Source organism: Rhodothermales bacterium (genome assembly GCA_041391505.1).
GTDB lineage: Bacteria > Bacteroidota > Rhodothermia > Rhodothermales > JAHQVL01 > JAWKNW01.
Genome location: JAWKNW010000007.1, coordinates 1 through 19,125 on the forward strand (window position 1 = coordinate 1; position 19,125 = coordinate 19,125).

The 19,125-nt window shown below is 65.6% G+C and carries 17 protein-coding genes; 2 read left to right on the plus strand and 15 right to left on the minus strand.

Annotated features, from left to right (window positions below; all coding sequences use genetic code 11):
* Positions 1-328 (plus strand): T9SS type A sorting domain-containing protein (locus R2834_08845; GenBank protein ID MEZ4700424.1); only part of this gene is annotated, 328 nt, incomplete at its 5' end.
* A 5-nt stretch (positions 329-333) separates the two neighbouring features.
* Here R2834_08845 and R2834_08850 read toward each other — a convergent pair.
* The 12 genes from R2834_08850 to R2834_08905 all read right to left on the minus strand — a co-directional run bounded on the left by R2834_08850 (position 334) and on the right by R2834_08905 (position 14,439).
* The gene (locus R2834_08850; GenBank protein MEZ4700425.1) at positions 334-1,386 is read right to left on the minus strand and encodes a glycoside hydrolase family 43 protein; all 1,053 of its coding nucleotides are present in this window, start codon (positions 1,384-1,386) and stop codon (positions 334-336) included.
* Entirely contained in the window at positions 1,383-2,018 is a 636-nt protein-coding gene (locus tag R2834_08855; GenBank protein ID MEZ4700426.1) for a class I SAM-dependent methyltransferase, read from the minus strand. The genes R2834_08850 and R2834_08855 overlap by 4 nt, the downstream gene beginning before the upstream one ends.
* A gap of 238 nt (positions 2,019-2,256) precedes the next feature.
* Entirely contained in the window at positions 2,257-2,853 is a 597-nt protein-coding gene (locus tag R2834_08860) for a YdeI/OmpD-associated family protein (protein ID MEZ4700427.1), read from the minus strand.
* 19 nt (positions 2,854-2,872) lie between these two features.
* A complete protein-coding gene (locus R2834_08865) occupies positions 2,873-4,219 on the minus strand; it encodes a M24 family metallopeptidase (protein ID MEZ4700428.1) in 1,347 nt (448 codons plus the stop codon).
* 24 nt (positions 4,220-4,243) lie between these two features.
* Positions 4,244-6,271: a glycoside hydrolase family 127 protein gene (locus tag R2834_08870; GenBank protein MEZ4700429.1), complete on the minus strand. Its 2,028-nt coding sequence runs from the start codon at positions 6,269-6,271 to the stop codon at positions 4,244-4,246.
* Between the two features lie 541 nt (positions 6,272-6,812).
* Positions 6,813-7,310 carry a DinB family protein gene (locus tag R2834_08875; GenBank protein MEZ4700430.1) on the minus strand — a complete coding sequence of 166 codons (498 nt, stop codon included), beginning with the start codon at positions 7,308-7,310 and terminating at the stop codon, positions 6,813-6,815.
* A gap of 143 nt (positions 7,311-7,453) precedes the next feature.
* Positions 7,454-9,082, minus strand: a complete 1,629-nt coding sequence (locus R2834_08880) for a Zn-dependent hydrolase (GenBank protein MEZ4700431.1) — start codon at positions 9,080-9,082, stop codon at positions 7,454-7,456.
* 83 nt (positions 9,083-9,165) lie between these two features.
* Positions 9,166-9,603, minus strand: coding sequence for a hypothetical protein (locus tag R2834_08885; GenBank protein MEZ4700432.1), 438 nt, complete (start codon positions 9,601-9,603; stop codon positions 9,166-9,168).
* On the minus strand, positions 9,603-10,247 hold the full coding sequence (locus tag R2834_08890; protein MEZ4700433.1) for a T9SS type A sorting domain-containing protein: 645 nt from the start codon (positions 10,245-10,247) through the stop codon (positions 9,603-9,605). The genes R2834_08885 and R2834_08890 overlap by 1 nt, the downstream gene beginning before the upstream one ends.
* Before the next feature lie 297 nt (positions 10,248-10,544).
* The gene (locus R2834_08895; protein MEZ4700434.1) at positions 10,545-11,846 is read right to left on the minus strand and encodes an acetylxylan esterase; all 1,302 of its coding nucleotides are present in this window, start codon (positions 11,844-11,846) and stop codon (positions 10,545-10,547) included.
* A gap of 159 nt (positions 11,847-12,005) precedes the next feature.
* Positions 12,006-13,439, minus strand: coding sequence for a guanitoxin biosynthesis PLP-dependent transaminase GntE (gntE, locus tag R2834_08900; protein MEZ4700435.1), 1,434 nt, complete (start codon positions 13,437-13,439; stop codon positions 12,006-12,008).
* Between the two features lie 139 nt (positions 13,440-13,578).
* The gene (locus tag R2834_08905; GenBank protein ID MEZ4700436.1) at positions 13,579-14,439 is read right to left on the minus strand and encodes a hypothetical protein; all 861 of its coding nucleotides are present in this window, start codon (positions 14,437-14,439) and stop codon (positions 13,579-13,581) included.
* A 405-nt stretch (positions 14,440-14,844) separates the two neighbouring features.
* Here R2834_08905 and R2834_08910 point away from each other — a divergent pair, with 405 nt between their 5' ends.
* On the plus strand, positions 14,845-16,554 hold the full coding sequence (locus R2834_08910; protein ID MEZ4700437.1) for a GMC family oxidoreductase: 1,710 nt from the start codon (positions 14,845-14,847) through the stop codon (positions 16,552-16,554).
* A 52-nt stretch (positions 16,555-16,606) separates the two neighbouring features.
* Here the strand turns inward: R2834_08910 and R2834_08915 are convergent, their stop codons facing one another.
* The 3 genes from R2834_08915 to R2834_08925 form a co-directional block, all read right to left on the minus strand.
* Entirely contained in the window at positions 16,607-17,770 is a 1,164-nt protein-coding gene (locus R2834_08915) for a Gfo/Idh/MocA family oxidoreductase (GenBank protein ID MEZ4700438.1), read from the minus strand.
* 108 nt (positions 17,771-17,878) lie between these two features.
* On the minus strand, positions 17,879-18,424 hold the full coding sequence (msrA, locus tag R2834_08920) for a peptide-methionine (S)-S-oxide reductase MsrA (GenBank protein ID MEZ4700439.1): 546 nt from the start codon (positions 18,422-18,424) through the stop codon (positions 17,879-17,881).
* 29 nt (positions 18,425-18,453) lie between these two features.
* Positions 18,454-18,912, minus strand: a complete 459-nt coding sequence (locus R2834_08925) for a hypothetical protein (protein MEZ4700440.1) — start codon at positions 18,910-18,912, stop codon at positions 18,454-18,456.
* Positions 18,913-19,125 lie beyond the last annotated feature (213 nt).

Consider the following 19,125-nt stretch of genomic DNA (forward strand, 5'->3'; position numbering starts at 1 on the left):
CCCGTCGGACCGGCTTTATCCCGCCACCGGTGTAACCGTCAGCGAAGAAGCCCCGGTCCCCGAGGCCGGCCTCGAAGCACCCTTCCCCAATCCGTTCGCAAACGAAACGACCGTTCGTTTTGCGGTCGACGCCGAAGGACCCGTCGCGCTGACGCTGTACAACATGCTGGGGCAATCGGTGATGCGACTCTTCGAGGAGCGCGCCACGCCGGGGCGTATCTACGAACTGCGTGTCGACGCCTCGGGGCTGGCGGGGGGCGTGTACGTCCTGCACCTCCGCGCGGCCGGCCGGCAGTACACGCGCAAGCTGGTGCACGTGCCGGACTGACCGGGTCATTCGCCTGACGGGCCGGCGAGCGTGTCTCCAGGCGTCAGCGCGGCGCCCAGGCGCGGCAGGCCGTCGGCGTCCCAGTCGAACCGCTGCATCCGCGGCGACCTTCGGCCGCCGCAGCCCTGACCGGGTTCTGGGTTGGCGTGGTAGAGGATCCAGTCCTCCGAGCCGTCGGGCGACGTGAAGAACGAGTTATGGCCGGCGGCGTGCGCCCCGGGCGCGGAGGCAAAAACCGGCTCCGGATGTTTCGTCCACGACGCGGGGTCGAGGAGGTCGCTGCCGGCGTCGGCCGAGAGGAGGCCGAGCGTGTAGGCGTCGGTCCAGCATCCGCTGGCCGAATAGACGATGAACACACGATCGCCGCGACGCAGGAACTGCGGCCCTTCATTGACATCCACGTGCGCCGGCCCGTCGCCCGGGTTGGGGATGTCGCCGACCGTCTCCCACGGCAGCGTGGGCGTGGAGATGCGCACACGCGGTCCGGCGAGGGTCCACGGGTCGGCCATCGGAGCGAGATAGAGGTGCTGGACGCCGTTCGTCTCGCCTTCCCAACCCGACCAGGCCAGGTACCGGCGGCCGGCGTGTTCGAACACCGTCCCGTCGATCGCCCAGCGGTCGGCCGGATCGGCGAGCTTCCCCTTCATCGTCCACTCGCCCGTCGTCGGGTCCGGCGACCGGTTCTCGAGCACCCAGAGGCGGTGCGATGCGTTCTGGCCGGCGTCGGCGGCGAAGTAGATGTACCAGGCGCCATCCAGATGGTGCAGCTCGGGCGCCCAGATGCCATGCGAATACGGCCCGGTCTCCGGCGGCGACCAGACGACGACCGGGTCGGCCTGCGCGAGTTCGGACATCTTGCGTGTTTTACGCAGCGTCAGGTTGCGGCCGGTGGTGTGCATGTAGTAGTAAAACCCGTCGCGGTGGATCACCCACGGGTCGGCGCCGGCGGGCAGGAGCGGGTTGACGAACGCCGTGCCGGGATCCGGGCCGGCCGGCCCGCCGCATGCAGCCGCGGTCATCGCCAGGACGAGGGGGAGGATATGCCGCAGCTTCTTCATTCTTCCAGGGGCTTCCATCCACCGAACAGGGCCAGCTCCATCCATTTCCAGAAGCAGTCGACGTGCGCAAAGCCGACGGCTTCGAGCATCTCCAGCTGGGTGCCCAGCGGAGCCAGCTTGTTGGACGGGTCCTCGTCGTCCGGACCGATGCCCAGGTTGTTCAGAAAGATCGCGTGCAGCTCGGGCGTGGCGGAGGCGACGTGTTCGAGGTTGCAGAACACCCCGCCGGGCTCCAGCCGATCGAAGATCTCCCCATAGATCGCCGCCTTCCGTTCATCGGTGCAATGGTGGATGGCGAAGCCCGAGACGATGGCATCGAAGCGGCCGAGGTCGGGGAGCGGCTCGTCGAGGTCGTGGTGGAGCACCTGGACGCCGGCATGCCGCGCGAAGCGCGACCGGGCGGCGTCGAGCATGGTGGGCGAGGCGTCGAGCGCGATGCCCTCTGCATTCGGCCGGTCCATCAGCACGAGATGGAGCAGCCGCCCGTCGCCGGCGCCCAGGTCGAGAATGCGCATGGCCTGGGGCGGCATAAACGACAGCAGCACCGATTCCCCTTCCGTGCGGTGCGGGATGCCGTCGGCACGGGCGAGGTAGCGGAGGGCGTATTCGGCCCGGGCGTATTCCTGGATCATGGCTGCGGGGGGATTTAGGAGGTGACGTTAGCCACGTTAGCGAGGCGATCTATGGATGCAGGATACAAGATGCAGGATGTTTACCGAAAAACCGTGTCTTTGATCGGGGATCCTGCAGCGAGGCGATCTATGGATGCAGGATACAAGATGCAGGATGTTTACCGAAAAACCGTGTCTTTGATCGGGGATCCTGCAGCGAAAGAGAATAGCGCCCGTGCGCGAAGGATCTGTTAGCCGGTCACAGGGGCTTCCCGGTGCGCGATGTTCCTTCGGTCACCGAGGCCACCGTCTTCGCGATCCGCCGCGCGCGCGTCTCCTCGCGCTTCGCCTCGTCGATCCAATCGATGTACTCGCGTTGAAGGCTGGGGCTCAAGGTATCGAATCTGGCACGGGCCGCGGCCGCCGCATCGAGCGCCGCGGCGAGGTCGGCCGGCACGGCCGGCGGCTCCGGCTTCCGCGCCTTCGGCACCTTCACGCCGCGCTCGTTCAAATCGATGGCCTCGCGGACGTACGGGATCAACACGGCGGCGGGCGGCACGTCATCGACGTGCGTCAGCTTGATGAACATCGGCGACGAGCGGGGCGCATCGCCGAAGAGGCCGGCCGGGTCGTTCATGATGGCGGATTTCCAGAATCCATAACCCACATGTTCCTTAAAGGCCGACATGCCGACCACGATGCCCTTGTACCCGAAACTCGGGACGCCCCACTTGAGGCTCTCTTCGAGCACCGGGCTGGCTTCATGAAAGATGGCGCGGAGCCGGCGGAGGATGGGTTGCGCGAAGGGCGCGGCGTGGTCGATGTAGGCGTCGACGTCGGGCGAGGGTTCGGGCATGGGGTTGGCGGCGTGCGGGTTAGCGAGAAGGTATGAGGAGCAGCGTTTCCTGGGGCGGCGTCAGCCAGTCGGCCCCGGTCTCCGTAATCACCACCATTTCCTCTACCGAGATCGTTTTGGTCGTACTGTCCGTCAGCGGCCACGAGAAAAACCCGTCGTACGCGAAGGTCATGCCCGGGCGCAGTTCGGCGCGTTGCCGGCCGGCCGGCGTGCGGCCGGGCTGGCCTCCGCCGAGGCTCGGCCCCATGTCGTGCGCCCAGTAGCCCACCGGATGGCCCGTGCTCCACATGACCGGAAGCGATCCCTCCTCGTCCATCACCCGGCGCTGCGCGGCATCGACCTCGAATCCCATGGCGCCCGGCTTCATCGCCGCGAAGGCGGCGCGGCTCCCGCGTCGCGCGGCCTCCCATCTGGCCACGGCCTCCGGCGGCGCTTCGGTCTCGCCGGGGGCGAGGACGTAGGCGAACCGCTGGATGTCCGTCACCCACATGCCGTGCACCATGATGCCGAAATCCGTCTGGATAAAATCTCCCGGCTGGATGACCCGGTCGGTCGGATGCGAATGGCCGCGATCCATGCCCGAATTGACGGCCGGATTCTGATCGGCGGCCCAGCCGTCGCCGACGCCGTATTCGGCGATGCGCGCCTCAAGCATATCGGCGATATCCCTGTCGGTCGTGACGCCCGGGATGGCCGCCCGGTAGGCATCCTGTTGCCACTGCGCGGTCAGCTCGGCGGCGCGGCGCATGATGGCGATCTCCGCCGGCGTTTTGACCGAGAGCCACTCCACGATCAGCGGCTCGGCGGAGGTCGTCCGGGCCATCCACGCCGGCCCGAGTCCTTCCGCCATGGCCAGATACTGGGTGTGGGACAACCCGTCGGCGATCGGGCTTTCCCCCGTATTGACCGCGATGGCGCGGGATCCATACCGCTCCAGCAGGCGGCGGGTATGATCCCAGATCCCGGAGCCGCGCTCGATGACCAGCACCTCGTCATGCTCCTTCAACTCGGCCAGCGCCGTGGACTCACCCTGCGGGGAGATGGCGATCGGTGCGATGCCGTCGGCCGTCCGGAAAAACAGGAAGCCCGCCTGGCCGCCGGCGTTTTCGCAGCCGACATGGCGCGCCATCGGGTCGTTGTTGTTCTCGCGGCACACCACAATCCAGGCGTCGACGCCGGCGCGATCCATCGCCTCCGGGAGCAGGCGGTGGATCCGGTCGCGGCGGATATCGGGCCAGGGGTCGCCGGCGAAGGGACGCGGAGGCGCGCCGGTCGGAGCGGTACGCTCGGGGGCGGCGCAGCCCGAAAGGAGGAGCAGGAGTGCGCAGAAGCGTACTCCCAACGGGGCCATCTTACGGGCCATCATGCGGGTCACGAGTGAGTGAGCGGGTTAGCGGGCGATTTCCGGAAAGGCGGCCACGCGGAGGGTCGAGGCGCCGTAGGGGATCAGCGTGATCGGCTCGGCGACACCGTTCTCGACGCGCACCGGGCTGGGGGGTGTCCGGCCGGCGGAACCGTTGTATTCGTGCCATCCAGGGATTCGAACACCGTTCGCCTTGATCCGGACGGGCACGGCGTCGGCGGTCCACGGATACGCCGGCATGTCGGTCGTCACCACCTCGAACGAGGCCGCGAGATCGCTCCGGTCGAATACGAGGCCGTAGTTCCAGGCGGCGGTCGGCGTCATCTCCCAACGCGCATGCTCGTCGGCGCCGGGCTTTGGGGCATCGACGAGGCGCTTGTTTTCGTCGACCGGCAGCGCGTACAGCAGCGGGCCGCGCTCGACGGCGACGGAGCGTTCGTACCAGGTGCTCATCCGCACCGCCATCGGCAGTTCGAGCGTCACGGCGTCGCCGTCGCGCCACTCGCGGTCGACCGTCACGATCCGGCCGGGTATCTGCGGCTCCCACTCGGCGCTGTTGATCCGCAGCCGCGCGCCCTCGGCCCAGGCCGGTATCCGGAGATGGAGCGGGAACGTCGTCGGGGCGTCGGTCTCGACCACGAACCGCACCTGCTCCTCGAACGGATAGTTGGTTTCTTCGCGCAGCGTCACCTCCCGCCCGTCGGCGCCGACCCGGGCCGTGACGTGGCTGGGCGCATAGACGAGCGCCGCGAGGCCGCGATCCTGGCTCGCCAGCCAGAGGCTGCGCGTGAACTTGGGCCAGCCCTGGTGATAATTCGTCGTGCAGCACGGGTAGCCCGTGAGGAGCCCGTAGCAGAGGGCGTCCTGGTAGCCGTCGTAGAAGAGCTGGTGATCCCCGAAGCTGACGCGCACCTGGTTGACCTGCTGGAAATACTGCCGGCCGGTGTGGTCGTCGTTCACCTGGGTGGGCAGCGCGTTGTAGGCGATCTTTTCGAGCCGGTCGATGTAGTCGACGTCGCCCGTGATCGCCATCAGCGTTTCGAGGCTGAACATGAGCTCGACCACCGCGCACAGCTCCGTCCCTCGGGTGGGTTCGGTCCCGTGGATGAGTTCGTCGCCCGAGAACATGCCAGAGGCCTGGCCGTGTTTCTCCATCAGGCCGGCGAGTCCGGTTCGAACAGCGTTCAGGTAGCGTATATCGCCCGTCTGGAGGTATTCGATCGCCGGCTGCTTGATGCCCATCGCCACGTTGACGACGTGCGTGTACCAGTAGTCCGTGGATACCTTGCCCTTCTCGAAGTCGCCCGTCCAGTCGTTCGATTGCTCGAAGATCTTCTGGCCCAGCTCCAGCAGGAAGGGCTCGCCGGTGAGGTTGTAGAGCCAGAGGATACTCGCCTGGTTCTCGCCGCCGCGCGCGGTGGCCCAGCCGGTCCAGTGACCGAGCGGTTCGACGTCGAGCCGGGCGAGCTGGTAGCGGAAGTAGTTCGTCATGAACGCCGGGACGCGTTCGTCGCCGGTGGCTTCGTACCATTGCTGGAGCACCTTGAGCATCACCATGCGCGGCCACCAGTCGGCCGCGTTTTTGCGTTGCTGCTGGGCGGTGTTTTCGGTGGATGCTTCCTCGGGGGCCGGCCCGAAGAACCCGTCCTCCCGCTGGCTGGCGAGGGTCCACTCGATGTAGGGGCGGGCCTTTTCGATGAGGTGGACGTCTTCGAGGATATAGGCGAGCGGGACGAGGCCGTCGAGCCAGTACGGGCCGCGCTCCCAGACGTCGCCGTCGCCACCGAGCCAGCCGTTCGTGGCGCCGACGGTCGGGTACCATTCATCGAGCCGGCCCGTCATGCCGTTGGCCTGCCGGCGGAGTTCCTCCAGCAGCCAGCCTTCCGGCTTGACGGCGCCGATGGGGAGGAGTGCATACGGCGTCTCGGCGAGGGGCGCGCGGCTGAAGGTGTGGAGGTCGGGCTCGGCGACCGGCTCGCGGGCAGGCGGCTGGCACGCCAGCGGTACGAGGGCGGCGAAGAGGAGGAATCCGGACAGAATACGGGAGCGATGCATGGCGGCGGCGGGACGTGATGGCGGGGAGGTAGCGTCCCAATATACCAAGCCGGAGCAGGGGTGTCAGCAAAAATCTTGTCGCATCGTGTACGGGAAAGTGGTCCGGGGCGGTTGTACGGCTTTCCCCGTGCTGAAGCACGGCGGAACGTGGTCAGCATGGGGAGAGCCGGCGAAAGGTGATCACTCCGGATTTTCCATGGCGATAAAGAGCAGGTCGCTCAGGAGCAGCGGCGGGGTGGCGGTACCCCGCGCTGAAGCGCGGGGGAATGTGGTCAGCATGGGTAGTTCCGAGATGAACGATCACTCCGGATTTTCCATGGCGATAAAGAGCAGGTTGGTCATGAGCGGCGGCGGGGTGGCGGTACCCCGCGCTGAAGCGCGGGGGAAATCGTTCAGCATCGGCAGTTCCGAGATGGGCGATCACTCCGGATTTTCCATGGCCAAAAAGAGCAGGTCGCTCTGGAGCGGCGGCGGGGTGGAGGTACCCCGCGCTGAAGCGCGGGGGAAATCGTTCTGCATGGGTAGTTCCGACGATGGGCGATCACTCCGGATTTTCCATGGCGAAAAAGAGCAGGTCGCTCATGAGCGGCTGCCGGCCTATCTGCCGGAGTAGCGTGGTGACCTGACCGCGGTGGTAGGTGCCGTGGTTGACCAGATGCTGGAACAGCGTGCCGAGCGGGAGGCTGCCGCCCTTGCCGCTCATGAAGGTATAGGACCGCTCGATCGCCAGATCCGCCTCGCTGAGCGTGGCGATGAAGGCGTTACGGTCGTCCTGCACCTCGCGCTGCTTCTCGAGCAGGAGTTCGCGCGTCGGCTCTTTCATCCAGGCTTCAGGCTGCATGGGGCTATTGCCCTGCCAGCGCCGCAGCCAGATCCACTCGGCGCTGACGATGTGGCCGACGGTGTCGCGAAGGGTCGGGAAGCTGTTGCCCAGCTCGCGGCTCCACTCCTCTTCCGTGAGGGGAGCGACGGATTCGAAGGTGCGGGCGGTGGCCCAGGCGTTGTAGGCGAAGAGGCGGCGGATGTCGTGGAGGGTCATGGGGGGTTGTGGTCAAGGTTCGAGGATCAAGGTTTAAGGAGGATGCAAGATACAGGATGCAGGATTCGCGTATGAATCTCCGATCTGGATTACCTCATCTTTCCAGCATCCAGCATCCCGGATCCTGCATCCCATTATCCCCTTCACAACCCCAGCACGTCAAGCCCCTGCTCGTAGACGATATCCACCGGGATGCCGGCGGCGGCTACGCGGTCGAGGTCGGCCTGGAGTGTCGGGCCGGTGACCTGGTAGCGGTCGACAAACGCCGCGACCGCGTCGTAGTCGCCATCGCCCTGCAGCGTCAGGATGCGCTCGGACAGCGCCTGCGAGGCGGCGTCCAGTTTCTCGGGATCGACGCGGTAGAGCCCGGTCGTTTCGTCGCGCGTGAAGGCACCGCGCTCGGCGAAGAAGTTGAAGCGGACGAGGTTGGCGCGCCCGTGCGCGCTGGCGGCGCCGAAGCGGATCGACCGGAAGATGCTGGCGACGAACGTGACGTAGTGCTCCATCAGGTCGCCGTCGTATTCGCCCTGATCGATGAGCGAGGAAATCATGTAAAGGCCGAGCACGTCGGCCTTGCCCTCCTCGATGGACGAAGCGTGGTCGCGCAGCGCGGTGCGGACGGATCCCTTGCCGGTGACGGTGTTCTTGATGCCCAGGCCGTGGGCGACCTCGTGGAACATCGTGGTGCCGAAAAACGCGTCGAAGGTGACCAGGCTGCGCTGATCCTCGGCGATAAGGACGTCGGCGATGGGCACGAGGATCTTCTCGTATTTGGCGCGCATCGCGTTTTTGAGCTGGAGCCGGCGCGTGCCCTTCTCCAACTGCACCTGCTCGTCGTTCGGCAGGTTGATGGCGATGGTCTTCGAGCCGGCGTTGGCGTCGCCGGCGGTGAAGAGGACGTCGTAGGCGCCGAGGTCGGAGTCGCTGCCCGGCACTTCGGTCTTGTAGGGTTCGGGCACGGGCAGCCCGCGCTGGAGGCCGGGAAGCAGTTCGGCGTAGCGCGTGAGCCGGCGGCTCCATACCTGGTCCTTCAGCAGCACATACAGCTCGTGGGCCGCCTTGTAGCCGTACAGCTGGTCCTCGTAGTTCTCGATGGGCCCGATGACGACGTCGATGTCGTTGTTTTTCATGTCCATCCACGCCATGTCGCTGGCGCGGTAGTCATCCGACAGCAGCGCGTCGGCGCGGAGGGTGAGGTAGTGCTTGAAGTCAGGATCCTCGGCGCGCCGCGCGGCCTCGCGGAGTTTATCGGCGATCTGTCGCGTCTGTTCGGCGAAGAACTCGTGGTAGGGAATGGCCTTGAGGTCGCCGTTCTCGTCGCGGCGCACCATCGTATAGAGCCCCTTCAGTTCAGGATTCCTGGCGGCCGCAGCATCGAATTCTTCCTTCGTGATATCGGCGGGATACAGATTGGAGCCCGCCGGCTTGGCGCCGGCGCCCGGCAAGAACGGCGCGTTGTCGTTGAGCCGATCCCACGGACCAAAGTTGATTTCCAGGTACTCCCGCACCTTCGGGTCGGTGACGCCTTGCAGGAGACCGTCCCGGTCACCATAGGCCTGCTGCCAGTATATGTCGTCGACGAGCGCGCCTGTTTCGACCAGGAGCCGGATGACGGCGTGCTGGTTTTCGGATAGGCCGCTCAGGTCGGCCGTGAGCTTGAACGGCGTGTAGGTATCCACGAGCGGGTCCGATTCGGTCGATTCGACGGGCGCCGGCTGGTCGGCGCAGCCGGCTACCAGGAGCAGGAAGGCAAATGCAAGGGCAGGTTTCATGGCGGTCTTCGTCGTTATGCACGGTATGCCGGAATATACCGCGCATTTTGCGAATCGTTTGACGGCCGCGTAAACCGGTCCTCTCAATCGTAGCCGCGCTTCGCGAGTTCCGCCTCCAACTCCTCATCGACACGCGTTTCCCAGGCGACACGGATGGCGGCGGCTTCCGGCATGGCGCCCGTCCAGGCGCGCAGGGCCTCCACCCCCTCCGGCTCCTCACACAGGCGTTCGAGGGCCTCGATTTCGTCGTCGGTCAGCCGCGCGGCGAAATGGGTGGTGAGCGCGTCGAGCAGCCGGCCGGGGCGGACCGTCGACATAAACTCGACCCAGAACTCGCCGTACACGTCCTGCCGGGCGTCCCGCAGGGCAAAGAGGTGCTGCTCCACGGCGTGTCGCGCCTCGTCGACGATGCCGATCTGCCGCAGGAGGTCGCGGACGCGGCTGTCGTGATCCTGGGCGAACGCCGGAACGGCGGCCGGGGCCAGCAGGAGAGCGAGGACGAGGGCCAGACGGTAGCGCATCACCGGAGCACCACGAGCCGGCGGCTCTCTACAAAATCCCCCACCTTCATCCGGACCAGATAGACACCGCTCGGCAACGCATCGGGTCGCCATTCGGCCGCGTAGGTGCCCGGAGCGTGCCAGGCATCGACCACGGTTTCCACCCGTTTTCCCAGCGCGTCGAACACGTCCATCGACACGCGGCCGGCGGTCGCGACCGTGAACCCGATCGTGGTTTCAGACTGCATCGGGTTGGGGAACGCCGGATGGAGGGCCGATCGGGTCGGCAGGCCGCGATCCGACTCGGAGGCCGTGGCCGTGGCCTGGATCGAAAACGTTTTTATGCTCTCGTAATCGACCGTCTCGTTGTCCTGGACGATGCGGATGCGCGCATCCGCGACATCGCCGGCCGGCACCTTCCATCGATACAGCAGCTGCGTCACCGGGAGATCCTCGGCGATCACTTCCCAGGAGGCGCCGCCGTCCGCCGAAAAGTAGAGATCCCAGTTGAGCTGGTTGTGCGGGATGTCGATCTGCCATGCCAGCGAGATCGTGCTGCCGGATAAAAAGGTCTCGCCGCCGGTCGGGTAGACGAGGGAGCAATGCGCGTAACTGCCGGCGACGGGCGTCGCGGACAGCAGCAAGGCCGCCAGGAGGGATCGCAAAGGGTTTATCGTAGACAAACGCATGGCGTGGAATGATGAACGCTGGCGGAGGGTAGACGCCCAAACGGGGCGTCGGGTCCGAAGACCCGAAGGGTCTGCGGCGTTCGAGCTTGTCAGGGCGATCGGCTGGAGACCCTTCGGGTCTGCTGCAGCCCCTCGTCGCAGGGCTCTACATGCCAGACGTTTGAGCAGGCGAATTCGTACCCGCCGGCACAAGTTCGTCACAATTCAGCCTCTTCGATGCGCCCAGCGTTCCGGCCGCGCACGCCACCCCCATGCCCCCCGCGCGGAAGGCGTTCAGGGGGTAAATCCTTCGATCAGATGATCGAGTGCCGCCTCCCACTGTTCCGGATACGTCCAGTGCGCCGTCTCGTGCAGCACAACCAGCTGCTTGGGGGCTTCGATGACATTGTACGCCGCGTACATCGACGTCGGCGGACAGACGTTGTCATTGAATCCCCACGTGTAGTAGCCGGGGACACGCAGGTGACGCGCGAAGTTCACCACATCGTAGTAGCGCGCCGTCTCGACCTTTTCCGGTGTGTTCTGGTGATTCCTGGGGGCGAAGAGGTGCGGCCACCCGCCGGCGCGCCCATGTAAATAGCCTTCATGGTCGGCCATGGCGGGATGGATGGCGGAGAGCCGCGTGATGCGCGGGTCGAGGGCGGCGGTGATGATGGACAACGCCCCACCCTGGCTTCCCCCATAGACCCCGTAGTGGGAGCCGTCGGCCTCCGGCAGGCTGTTCAGGAAATCGCCGGCGCGCACGGCGCCGAGGATCACCCGCTTGTAGTAATAGGCATCGCGCCGATCAAGACCGAAGGTCCAGTAGCTGGCGACGGCCCCACCGGCGAGGTCCCGGTAGACCTGGGGGTCGAGATTGACCGGTATGCCGTGGATGCCTATCGCCAGATGAATGACGCCGCGCTGCGCGACGCCGACGTTGGGCGAGTAGGGCCTCACGCCGGCCCCTGGCACCTGCAGTACCATCGGATACCGACCCGGCGCCGCAGGCATCGACAGCATACCGTAGATGCGGCCCCCGCGCCGGTCGTTCTGGAACGAGACGTGGTAGACGTTGACGTCGACAGTCGAATACTCGGGCAGCAGCGTCATCTTCGCATCCAGCGGCACTTCGCGGGCCTGCTGAATGGCCTGCTCCCAGAAGGCCATGAAATCGTCCGGCAAGACCGCCGTGGGCTGTATGCTTTCGGGCGAGAAGCCGGCCGTGCCGGCGCCGCGGTATTCCTTGCCTTGATAGTCGACGATAACCTGCATCCGGATAAACCCGGGTTCGCGGAGGGTTCCGCCGTCGATCGTGGCGCGTCCCTCCTTGAGCTGCAGCGGACCCGAAGCGGCGGGATCCATCATCTCCGGACCCACCTCGTACCGCACGGCGGCGCCTTCTACGGGATAACCCGCGCGGAGCACGGCGACGTTAAATCGCGCTTTTTCACCGGGTTTATACACCCATCCCGGATGATCCGGGGTCACCGATACCTCGATGAGCGTACGGTTGACCTGCGCATGCAGCGCCGGCGCGATGAGGAGAACAAGCAGCGTCACCACACGACGCACCAGGAGTGGAGTAGGGAGCATGGTTTTCAGGGTTTCGTGCAATCCTGCCGCAGTATACGCGGCGCCCACGATAGTCCCAAAAGCCCCTCGGCATCTGCGCCGGGCCCGGTGCCGATGCGATGAGGGAACGAATCCGTCGCGGCCCCATCGCCGTCCCTCCGCGTACCCCTTCGTCGCCCCTCAGGCCGCCGTGGACCGCTTCAGCCGGTTCGCCGGCCGAAACCAGCTCGCGAGGTGGCGATCCGCGGGCCGCCGCCCCAGCACATCGGCGACGGCGTCCTCCAGCACCGATGCCGTGCGCGCCACGTCGTCCTCCGAGTGGCTTTCGGCGATAAACCAGGGCTCCCGCATATCCGGGTCGGGCAACACGCCGCGCCGGTTCATCGCCTGGATGATGCGCTCGTAGGTCGTATGATCCGCCCGCAACCAATCGCGGAAATCCGCCGGCGGCGACTCCGTCAGCCAGAAGGTGAACAGCGACGGGTGACCGACGATAGTATGGGGAAGACCGAACCGGTTCAGCACGTCGGATATCGCCGATTGAAGCGCGCGTCCCCGCGCCGCGATCGTCTCCAGTGCCGGCGTCGTTTGGAGGACCTCCAGCGTCGCCGATGCGGCGGCCATCCCGACCCTGTTGCCGCAATACGTTCCGCCGTGCGCCACGCCGTTCCCGATCAGCTCCATGATCTCGCGGCGGCCACCAAAGGCCGCGACGGGGTACCCGTTGCCCAGCGCTTTCGCAAAGGTCGCCAGATCCGCCTGGACCCCATATACCTCCTGCGCACCGCCGCGCGCCAGCCGAAATCCGGTTTTCACTTCATCCATGATCATCACGATGCCGTATTCGTCGCACACGGCGCGTACGGTCTCCAGCCAGCCGGACTGCGGCGTGATGCCGCCGCAATTTCCCAGCACGGGCTCGACGATGATCGCCGCCACGTCGTGTCCTCTCTGGCGCATCGTCCGCTCCAGCGTCTCCGGGTCGTTGTAGGGCAACATGACGAGTAGCTCCTGGAGGGCCTGCGGGATCCCCGAACATACCGGTGACGCGACAGGGCTCCGCCGGCAGCTCGTCATCCAGTCGTTGCGCACCATCGGGGTAAACATCACCTGATCGTGCAGGCCGTGATACTGGCCCTCGAACATCACCACCTTGTCGCGCCCCGTGTATGCCCGCGCAAGCCGGAGCGCGTGCATGGTTGCTTCCGTCCCCGAATTGGCGAAGCGGACCATCTCCACCGAGGGCACCATCGCCGCGATCTGACCGGCGACGCGTTGTTCGAGGGGCAGGCTGAGCCCAAACGTTTGTCCACCATGCAAGATAGCCTCGATGACGGCCCGATCGACCCGCTCATCGGAATGCCCCAGAATGATGGGCCCGAAGCCGAGACGGTAGTCGATGTACCGGTTGTCGTCGACATCCCAGACATACGCGCCGCGCCCACGGTCCACATACAGCGTGCTGGAGGGGCACCAGTAGCGGAAATTGGATGTAACGCCGAGCGGCAAAACCCTGGATGCAGAATCAAAATGGCGATTGGATTCAGATAACGACGGCATGACATTGAATGGCAGATTAGGGTTAGACACACCCTGTCTGGCGACAGATGTCATGCAAATCTGGACATGCGGCGTAAAAACTACGCCGGCGGGCGTAGTGCGCGGCGAAGTGTACTCCCCTGGTTCCAGTCCGTTATGTAGGCGTCGCGCTGCTCCGTCGCCTCTTCCACGACGGCGGGGCGTTCCAGGGTGTTCACGGACGCATCCGGAGCTGTGAAAAGATGGGCCAGGCGCCGGAGGAAACCTCGCGGGCAAATGCGGCATCGGCTTCCTCCTCCGAAAGCCCGAAAACGGACTGGAACGCCTCGGCATGGCGCTCCGGATCGGCGAGGACGCGATCCAGAAACTGATAGAAGGTCTCGGAGCCAAAACGCACCATGAGGTACTGCACAAAGAGGCGCTGCGACTCCAGCACAAAGCGATAGCGCTCCGCATCGGGTATCGCGACCGATCCGACGCCCTGGGTCACGGGATATAAATAGCCCTCGTCGACCGCCAGCCGGCTCCAGGCACTGTCTGACAGGATGGGATTGGCATCGCCGATATGCTCCGCGAGCCCCTCCTCCAGCCAGTCAAGCTTCCTGAACGCGAAGCTGTTGGGGAGCGACATATGCTGGAAAAGCACCGCGTGAGTCATTTCGTGCAGAAGCACTTCGCTGGCATTCCGGTCCGGCTCCAGGGCGCGGGGCGAGAGGTAGACGATGGTGCCGGTAGGCAGCGTCGCGCCGAGCACCTCGCCCGGCCTGGCATCGAAGCCCAGCAAGGCGCCGCGGTTAAATTGCCCCCACGAACCGGCCAGCACGATGCGCACTGGCGATTCGAGCCACAACCCGGTGCGCTCCTCGACCATCCCGATGAGCGCATCCAGTCGCACGAAACCAGGGGGCAACGGGGTCTCGCGGGGGACTATCAGCAGGGCCTTGCCGGCCTTCTGCCCCGTATAGCCGGGGCGGACGGGCGACCACGGCAGCAGCGGGCCGGCGAGGAACGCCGCCGCGGCCGTTGCAACGATGAGCGCCAGGACGACGCCGGCTATCCACTGATGTATGCGCATCCACATCGCCGGAGACCCTGGGGGTCTCGGGGCATTAAGTCTGTAGCGGGCAGTCGCATAGAAGACCCGCAGGGTCTCCCCCGCGCGTACGGTTTTCTGACGTAACCAGACACATTCGGCGGGAAATACATACCGCCTGTTACCTCTTCGTTACACCCGAAGGGCCATGCAGCATTTCGCGGCCGCCTCCGCGTGGCACGGACCGGTGTACCCTCGCATCACACGCCGGGTTGCACGGTTCGAGCGTCGCCTCCAGCGTGAGCGATCGAACCCTGCACGGCTTCCTGATGCGCAAACGCGCACGGTACCGCGACATTTTTGCGCCTCTGTGTCATTTTCTCCGGGGATCTGTACCTTGAATCCGGTAGCTGTGATCCAACCTCTCGCTCACCCCATCAAACGACCATGCCACAACAATCCACCTCGTACGACGCCATCGTCGTCGGTTCCGGCATCTCCGGCGGCTGGGCCGCCAAAGAACTCACCGAGAAAGGACTGAACACGCTCGTCCTCGAGCGCGGCCGGCCGGTCGAACACATCGCCTCGTACGAAACCGAGCACAAGGCGCCCTGGGAGTTTCCCCTCCGCGGCCGGCTCGACCCGGAGGTTCGGGACCGCGACTACTTCATCCAGAAACGCACCGGCTTCCTGGACGACACGATCGACCATTTCTTTTTCAAGGACTCCAAAAGCCCCTACAACGAGGACAAACCCTTTACCTGGGTCCGCGGCGATCAGGTCGGCGGGAAATCCATCACCTGGGGCCGGTATGTCTTCCGCTGGAGCGACCTGGACTACGAGGCCAACCTGCGCCAGGGCATCGCGGTCGACTGGCCGATTCGCTACAAGGACATCGAGCCGTGGTACGACTACGTCGAGCGCTTCGCCGGCGTCTCCGGCGAAAAACTCGGCCTGGCCCACCTGCCGGACGGGCAGTTCCAGAAGCCGATGCCCCTCAACGCCGGCGAGCTGATGCTGCGCGAGCGCATCCGCGCCAACTACCCGGAACGCTACCTCACCATCGCCCGCTGCGCCATCCTCACCGAACCCATCGGCGACCGCCAGCCCTGCCACTACTGCGGCCCCTGCTGGCGCGGGTGCTCCACCGGATCCTATTTCTGCAGCCTGACCTCCACCCTGCCCGCCGCCCGGGCCACCGGCAAGCTGACCATCCGGCCCCACAGCATCGTCCACAGCATCGTCTACGACGAGCAAACCGACCGCGCTACCGGCGTCCGCGTCATCGACGCCGAGACCAAATCCGACCTCGTGTTCAACGCGCCGGTCGTTTTCCTCTGCGGCTCCACCCTCGGCTCCACCCATATCCTGCTCAATACTCGGACTAACCGCTTCCCCGACGGACTGGGCAACTCCAGCGGCGAACTGGGCCACAACCTGATGGATCACCACTTCCACGTCGGCGCCTATGGCGAACTCCCCGGTCTGGAAGCGCACTACTACCACGGAAACCGCCCGGTCGGGTTCTACATCCCCCGCTACCGCAATATCGGCGGAAAAACGGACATGAAGGATTTCGTGCGCGGCTACGGGATCGAAGGCGACGCCTACCGGCCCAGCTGGGGGCGCGGGATGGATACGCCGGGATTCGGCGCCGGCCTCAAGGCCAGCCTGCGCGACCCGGGCCCCTGGATGGTGGGCATGACCGGCTTCGGCGAAACCCTGCCGAGCCACGACAACTACGTCACCCTCGACACGAACGACCTCGACCCCTTCGGCATCCCCAAACTCCGGTTTAACGCCGAATGGGGACCGAACGAGCTGGCCATGCGGAAGGACATGGCGGATTCGATGGCCGAGATGCTCGAACGCTGCGGCGCCAAAAACGTGGGATCGTACGACGATTACGTCCCCGGCGGCATCGGCGCGGAGATGGGCCTGGGCATCCACGAAATGGGCACGGCCCGCATGGGGCGCGACCCGAAGACCTCGGTCCTCAACGGCCGCAACCAGCTCCACGAGGTGCCGAACGTCTTCGTGACCGACGGCGCGTGCATGACGTCCGCCGCCTGCCAGAACCCGTCCATCACCTACATGGCCCTGACGGCCCGCGCCGTCGATTATGCCGTAGGCGCCCTGAAACGAGGCGAACTCTAGGCCTGCCCTCAGCGCCCCCCGGTCCAACCGTGGGAGCATGGAGGCGCCTGCGTCACAACACCGGCCACCTGAACGACGACTCGATCGGGATGCGCCGGCCGGTCGACTGCGACTCGCGCGCGGCGATGATGATTTCGAGCACGTGCAGGGCATGTTCGGGCCGGATGAGCGACTCTTTCCCGGTCGCCAGGCATTCCGCCACGTACGACGCGCCCTGCTCCCACACGTAGCCCTCGGCGTCGGTGACGTGGCGCTCGAACGCCTCGTGATCGGCCGATGCGAGATCCACCCCGTTCGGCTCCCAGTCGTACCCGATCAGCTGCATCGCGCCGTGCGTGCCCACGAGCGATATCGTGGCCCGGTCCTGGCCGGCGCCCTCGTGGCCGTGCGGATCGAAATAGTTGAACCCGCACTGGACATGCGAGAACGTCCCGCCCCCGTGGTCCATCAGCACCATGGCGTTGTCCTCGGCCGTGACGCGCACATCGCCCTTGTCGTCGATGGATCGCATCGGTGTGATGACCCCGGTCATCGCCATCACGGCACGGACCGGACCGAGCAGCCCGGTGAGCGTCGTGAGGTTGTACACGCCGAGGTCGGGCAGGCTGCCGCCTCCCTCTTCGTAGAAAAACGACGACCAGGTGGGTCCGAGGTGCCCGTAGGTCGCGTGCGCCGCGGCCACGCGGCCGAGGGCGCCGGCCTGGATCTGCCGGGACATGAACGCGAAATGCGGACTCGTCACCACCGCCGGCGCGCCCCAGATGCGCAGACTCTTCTCCCGGGCCAGTTCCAGCAGACGCCAGCCCTCGGCGTAGGTATTCGCCAGCGGCTTCTCGCTCCAGACGTGTTTGCCGGCTTCCAGCGCCTGCCGGTTGAGGTGCCCATGCTCCTGCATGTCGGTCAGCGTGAGCAAGAGGTCGAACGGCTCGCCGGCCAGCATCGCATCGATGCTCGGGTACCGGTGCGCCACGCCAAACTGCTCGCCCCGGCGCTCGGCCCGGTCCGGAATCCGGTCGCACAGGCTGACGACCTTTACGTACGGCGACTTGGTCAGATGGGGCAGGTACACGCCCGAGACGCTCCCGCACCCGATGATGCCCACCCGGATGGCCTCCGGAGCTTTGGGACCGGGCGCTACGAAGCGCTCGAGGGAAGGGGTCATCAAAACGGCCGAGCCGAGCCGGCCGACATCACCGAGAAACGCGCGACGATCCATACCGATAGCACCGTATAATGCGAAAGAGGTCCCGTTCCGATCATGGAACGAGACCTCCGACAAAGCTACAGCGCGTCCCGGAGCCGTACAATCCGGCCCCAAAATATCTCAGCCGGCAAGCCGCGCCGCGTATTTCTCGCGCAGCTTGAGCACCTTCGGCGCGATCACCGCCATGCAATACGGCTGATAGGCGTTGTTTGCAAAGTAGTCCTGGTGATAGTCCTCCGCCGGCCAGAACACGTCCAGCGGCTCCACCTGCGTCACGATCGGATCGTCAAACACCTGGTCGGCGGTCAGCCGGGCTACGACGGCTTCGGCCGTATGCTGCTGCGCGGCGTCGTGGTAATACACTACGGACCGGTACTGCGTCCCTTTGTCGCCGCCCTGGCGGTTGAGCGTCGTGGGGTCGTGCATGGCGAAAAAGATCTCCAGGAGGTCTTCATAAGGCATGACCTCGGGGTCGAAGGTCACCTGCACCACTTCCGCGTGCCCGGTGGCGCCGGTGCACACTTCTTTGTAGGTGGGATTCGGCTTGTGGCCGCCGGCATAGCCGGAAACCAGCTTCTCGATGCCCTTGAGCGGCGAAAAAACGGCTTCGATGCACCAGAAACAACCGCCACCGATCGTGGCGACTTCGAACGGCTTCGTCGTCATGCGTATATGCGGGGTGGGTGGGTAAGACCTCAGGAAGCGATGCGCACCGAGCGCTCCATCCGCACCGCAAAATCGAGCAGATGGTCGATCAGCAACACCTGTTCCTCGTAGCTGGCCTCCAGCTCGTCGTTCATGATCCGCTGGCATCGCGCCATGAACATGCGGGCTTCCTCGACGAGATCTTCGGGGATGGCCGGATAGAGGCTCAGCAGCCGCTGGTGGATCCGCTGGAGCAGCCGCAAGACCCGGTTGAAGCGGAGCACGATGATCATGTGCCGCGTCGGCGCTACGGCGGTCTCGTCGCCCTCGACGACGGAGATCACGAGGCTGGAGCGTATCTGCATCAACTGGCCGGCCAGCTCGTCGCCGGCGTGCGCCAGGGCCTCGATAGCCCGGTCGGGCTCCTCCTGGTCCGAAGGATCGCGGCCGGCCCGTCGCTCGCTGATGGCGTGACGCACCTCGCTCGCGGTCGTCAACACGGCCAGCATGGTGAGGGTGCGTAAAAACGCCAGGCGGTCAGAAGGCGTAGGATTCGAAGATCCGGTGTCGGATGGCGTCATAACAGGGCGCGTCAAGTGCGTGGGCGTTGAACGACGCGTCGGAAGGCAAAGTGCCCGACCCCGACGCTGAATCTGAAGGAATCGTCTCGTATACTGTGGGTCACGCCGCGTTTTGCCTTTACCCCGATGCAAAACATACGC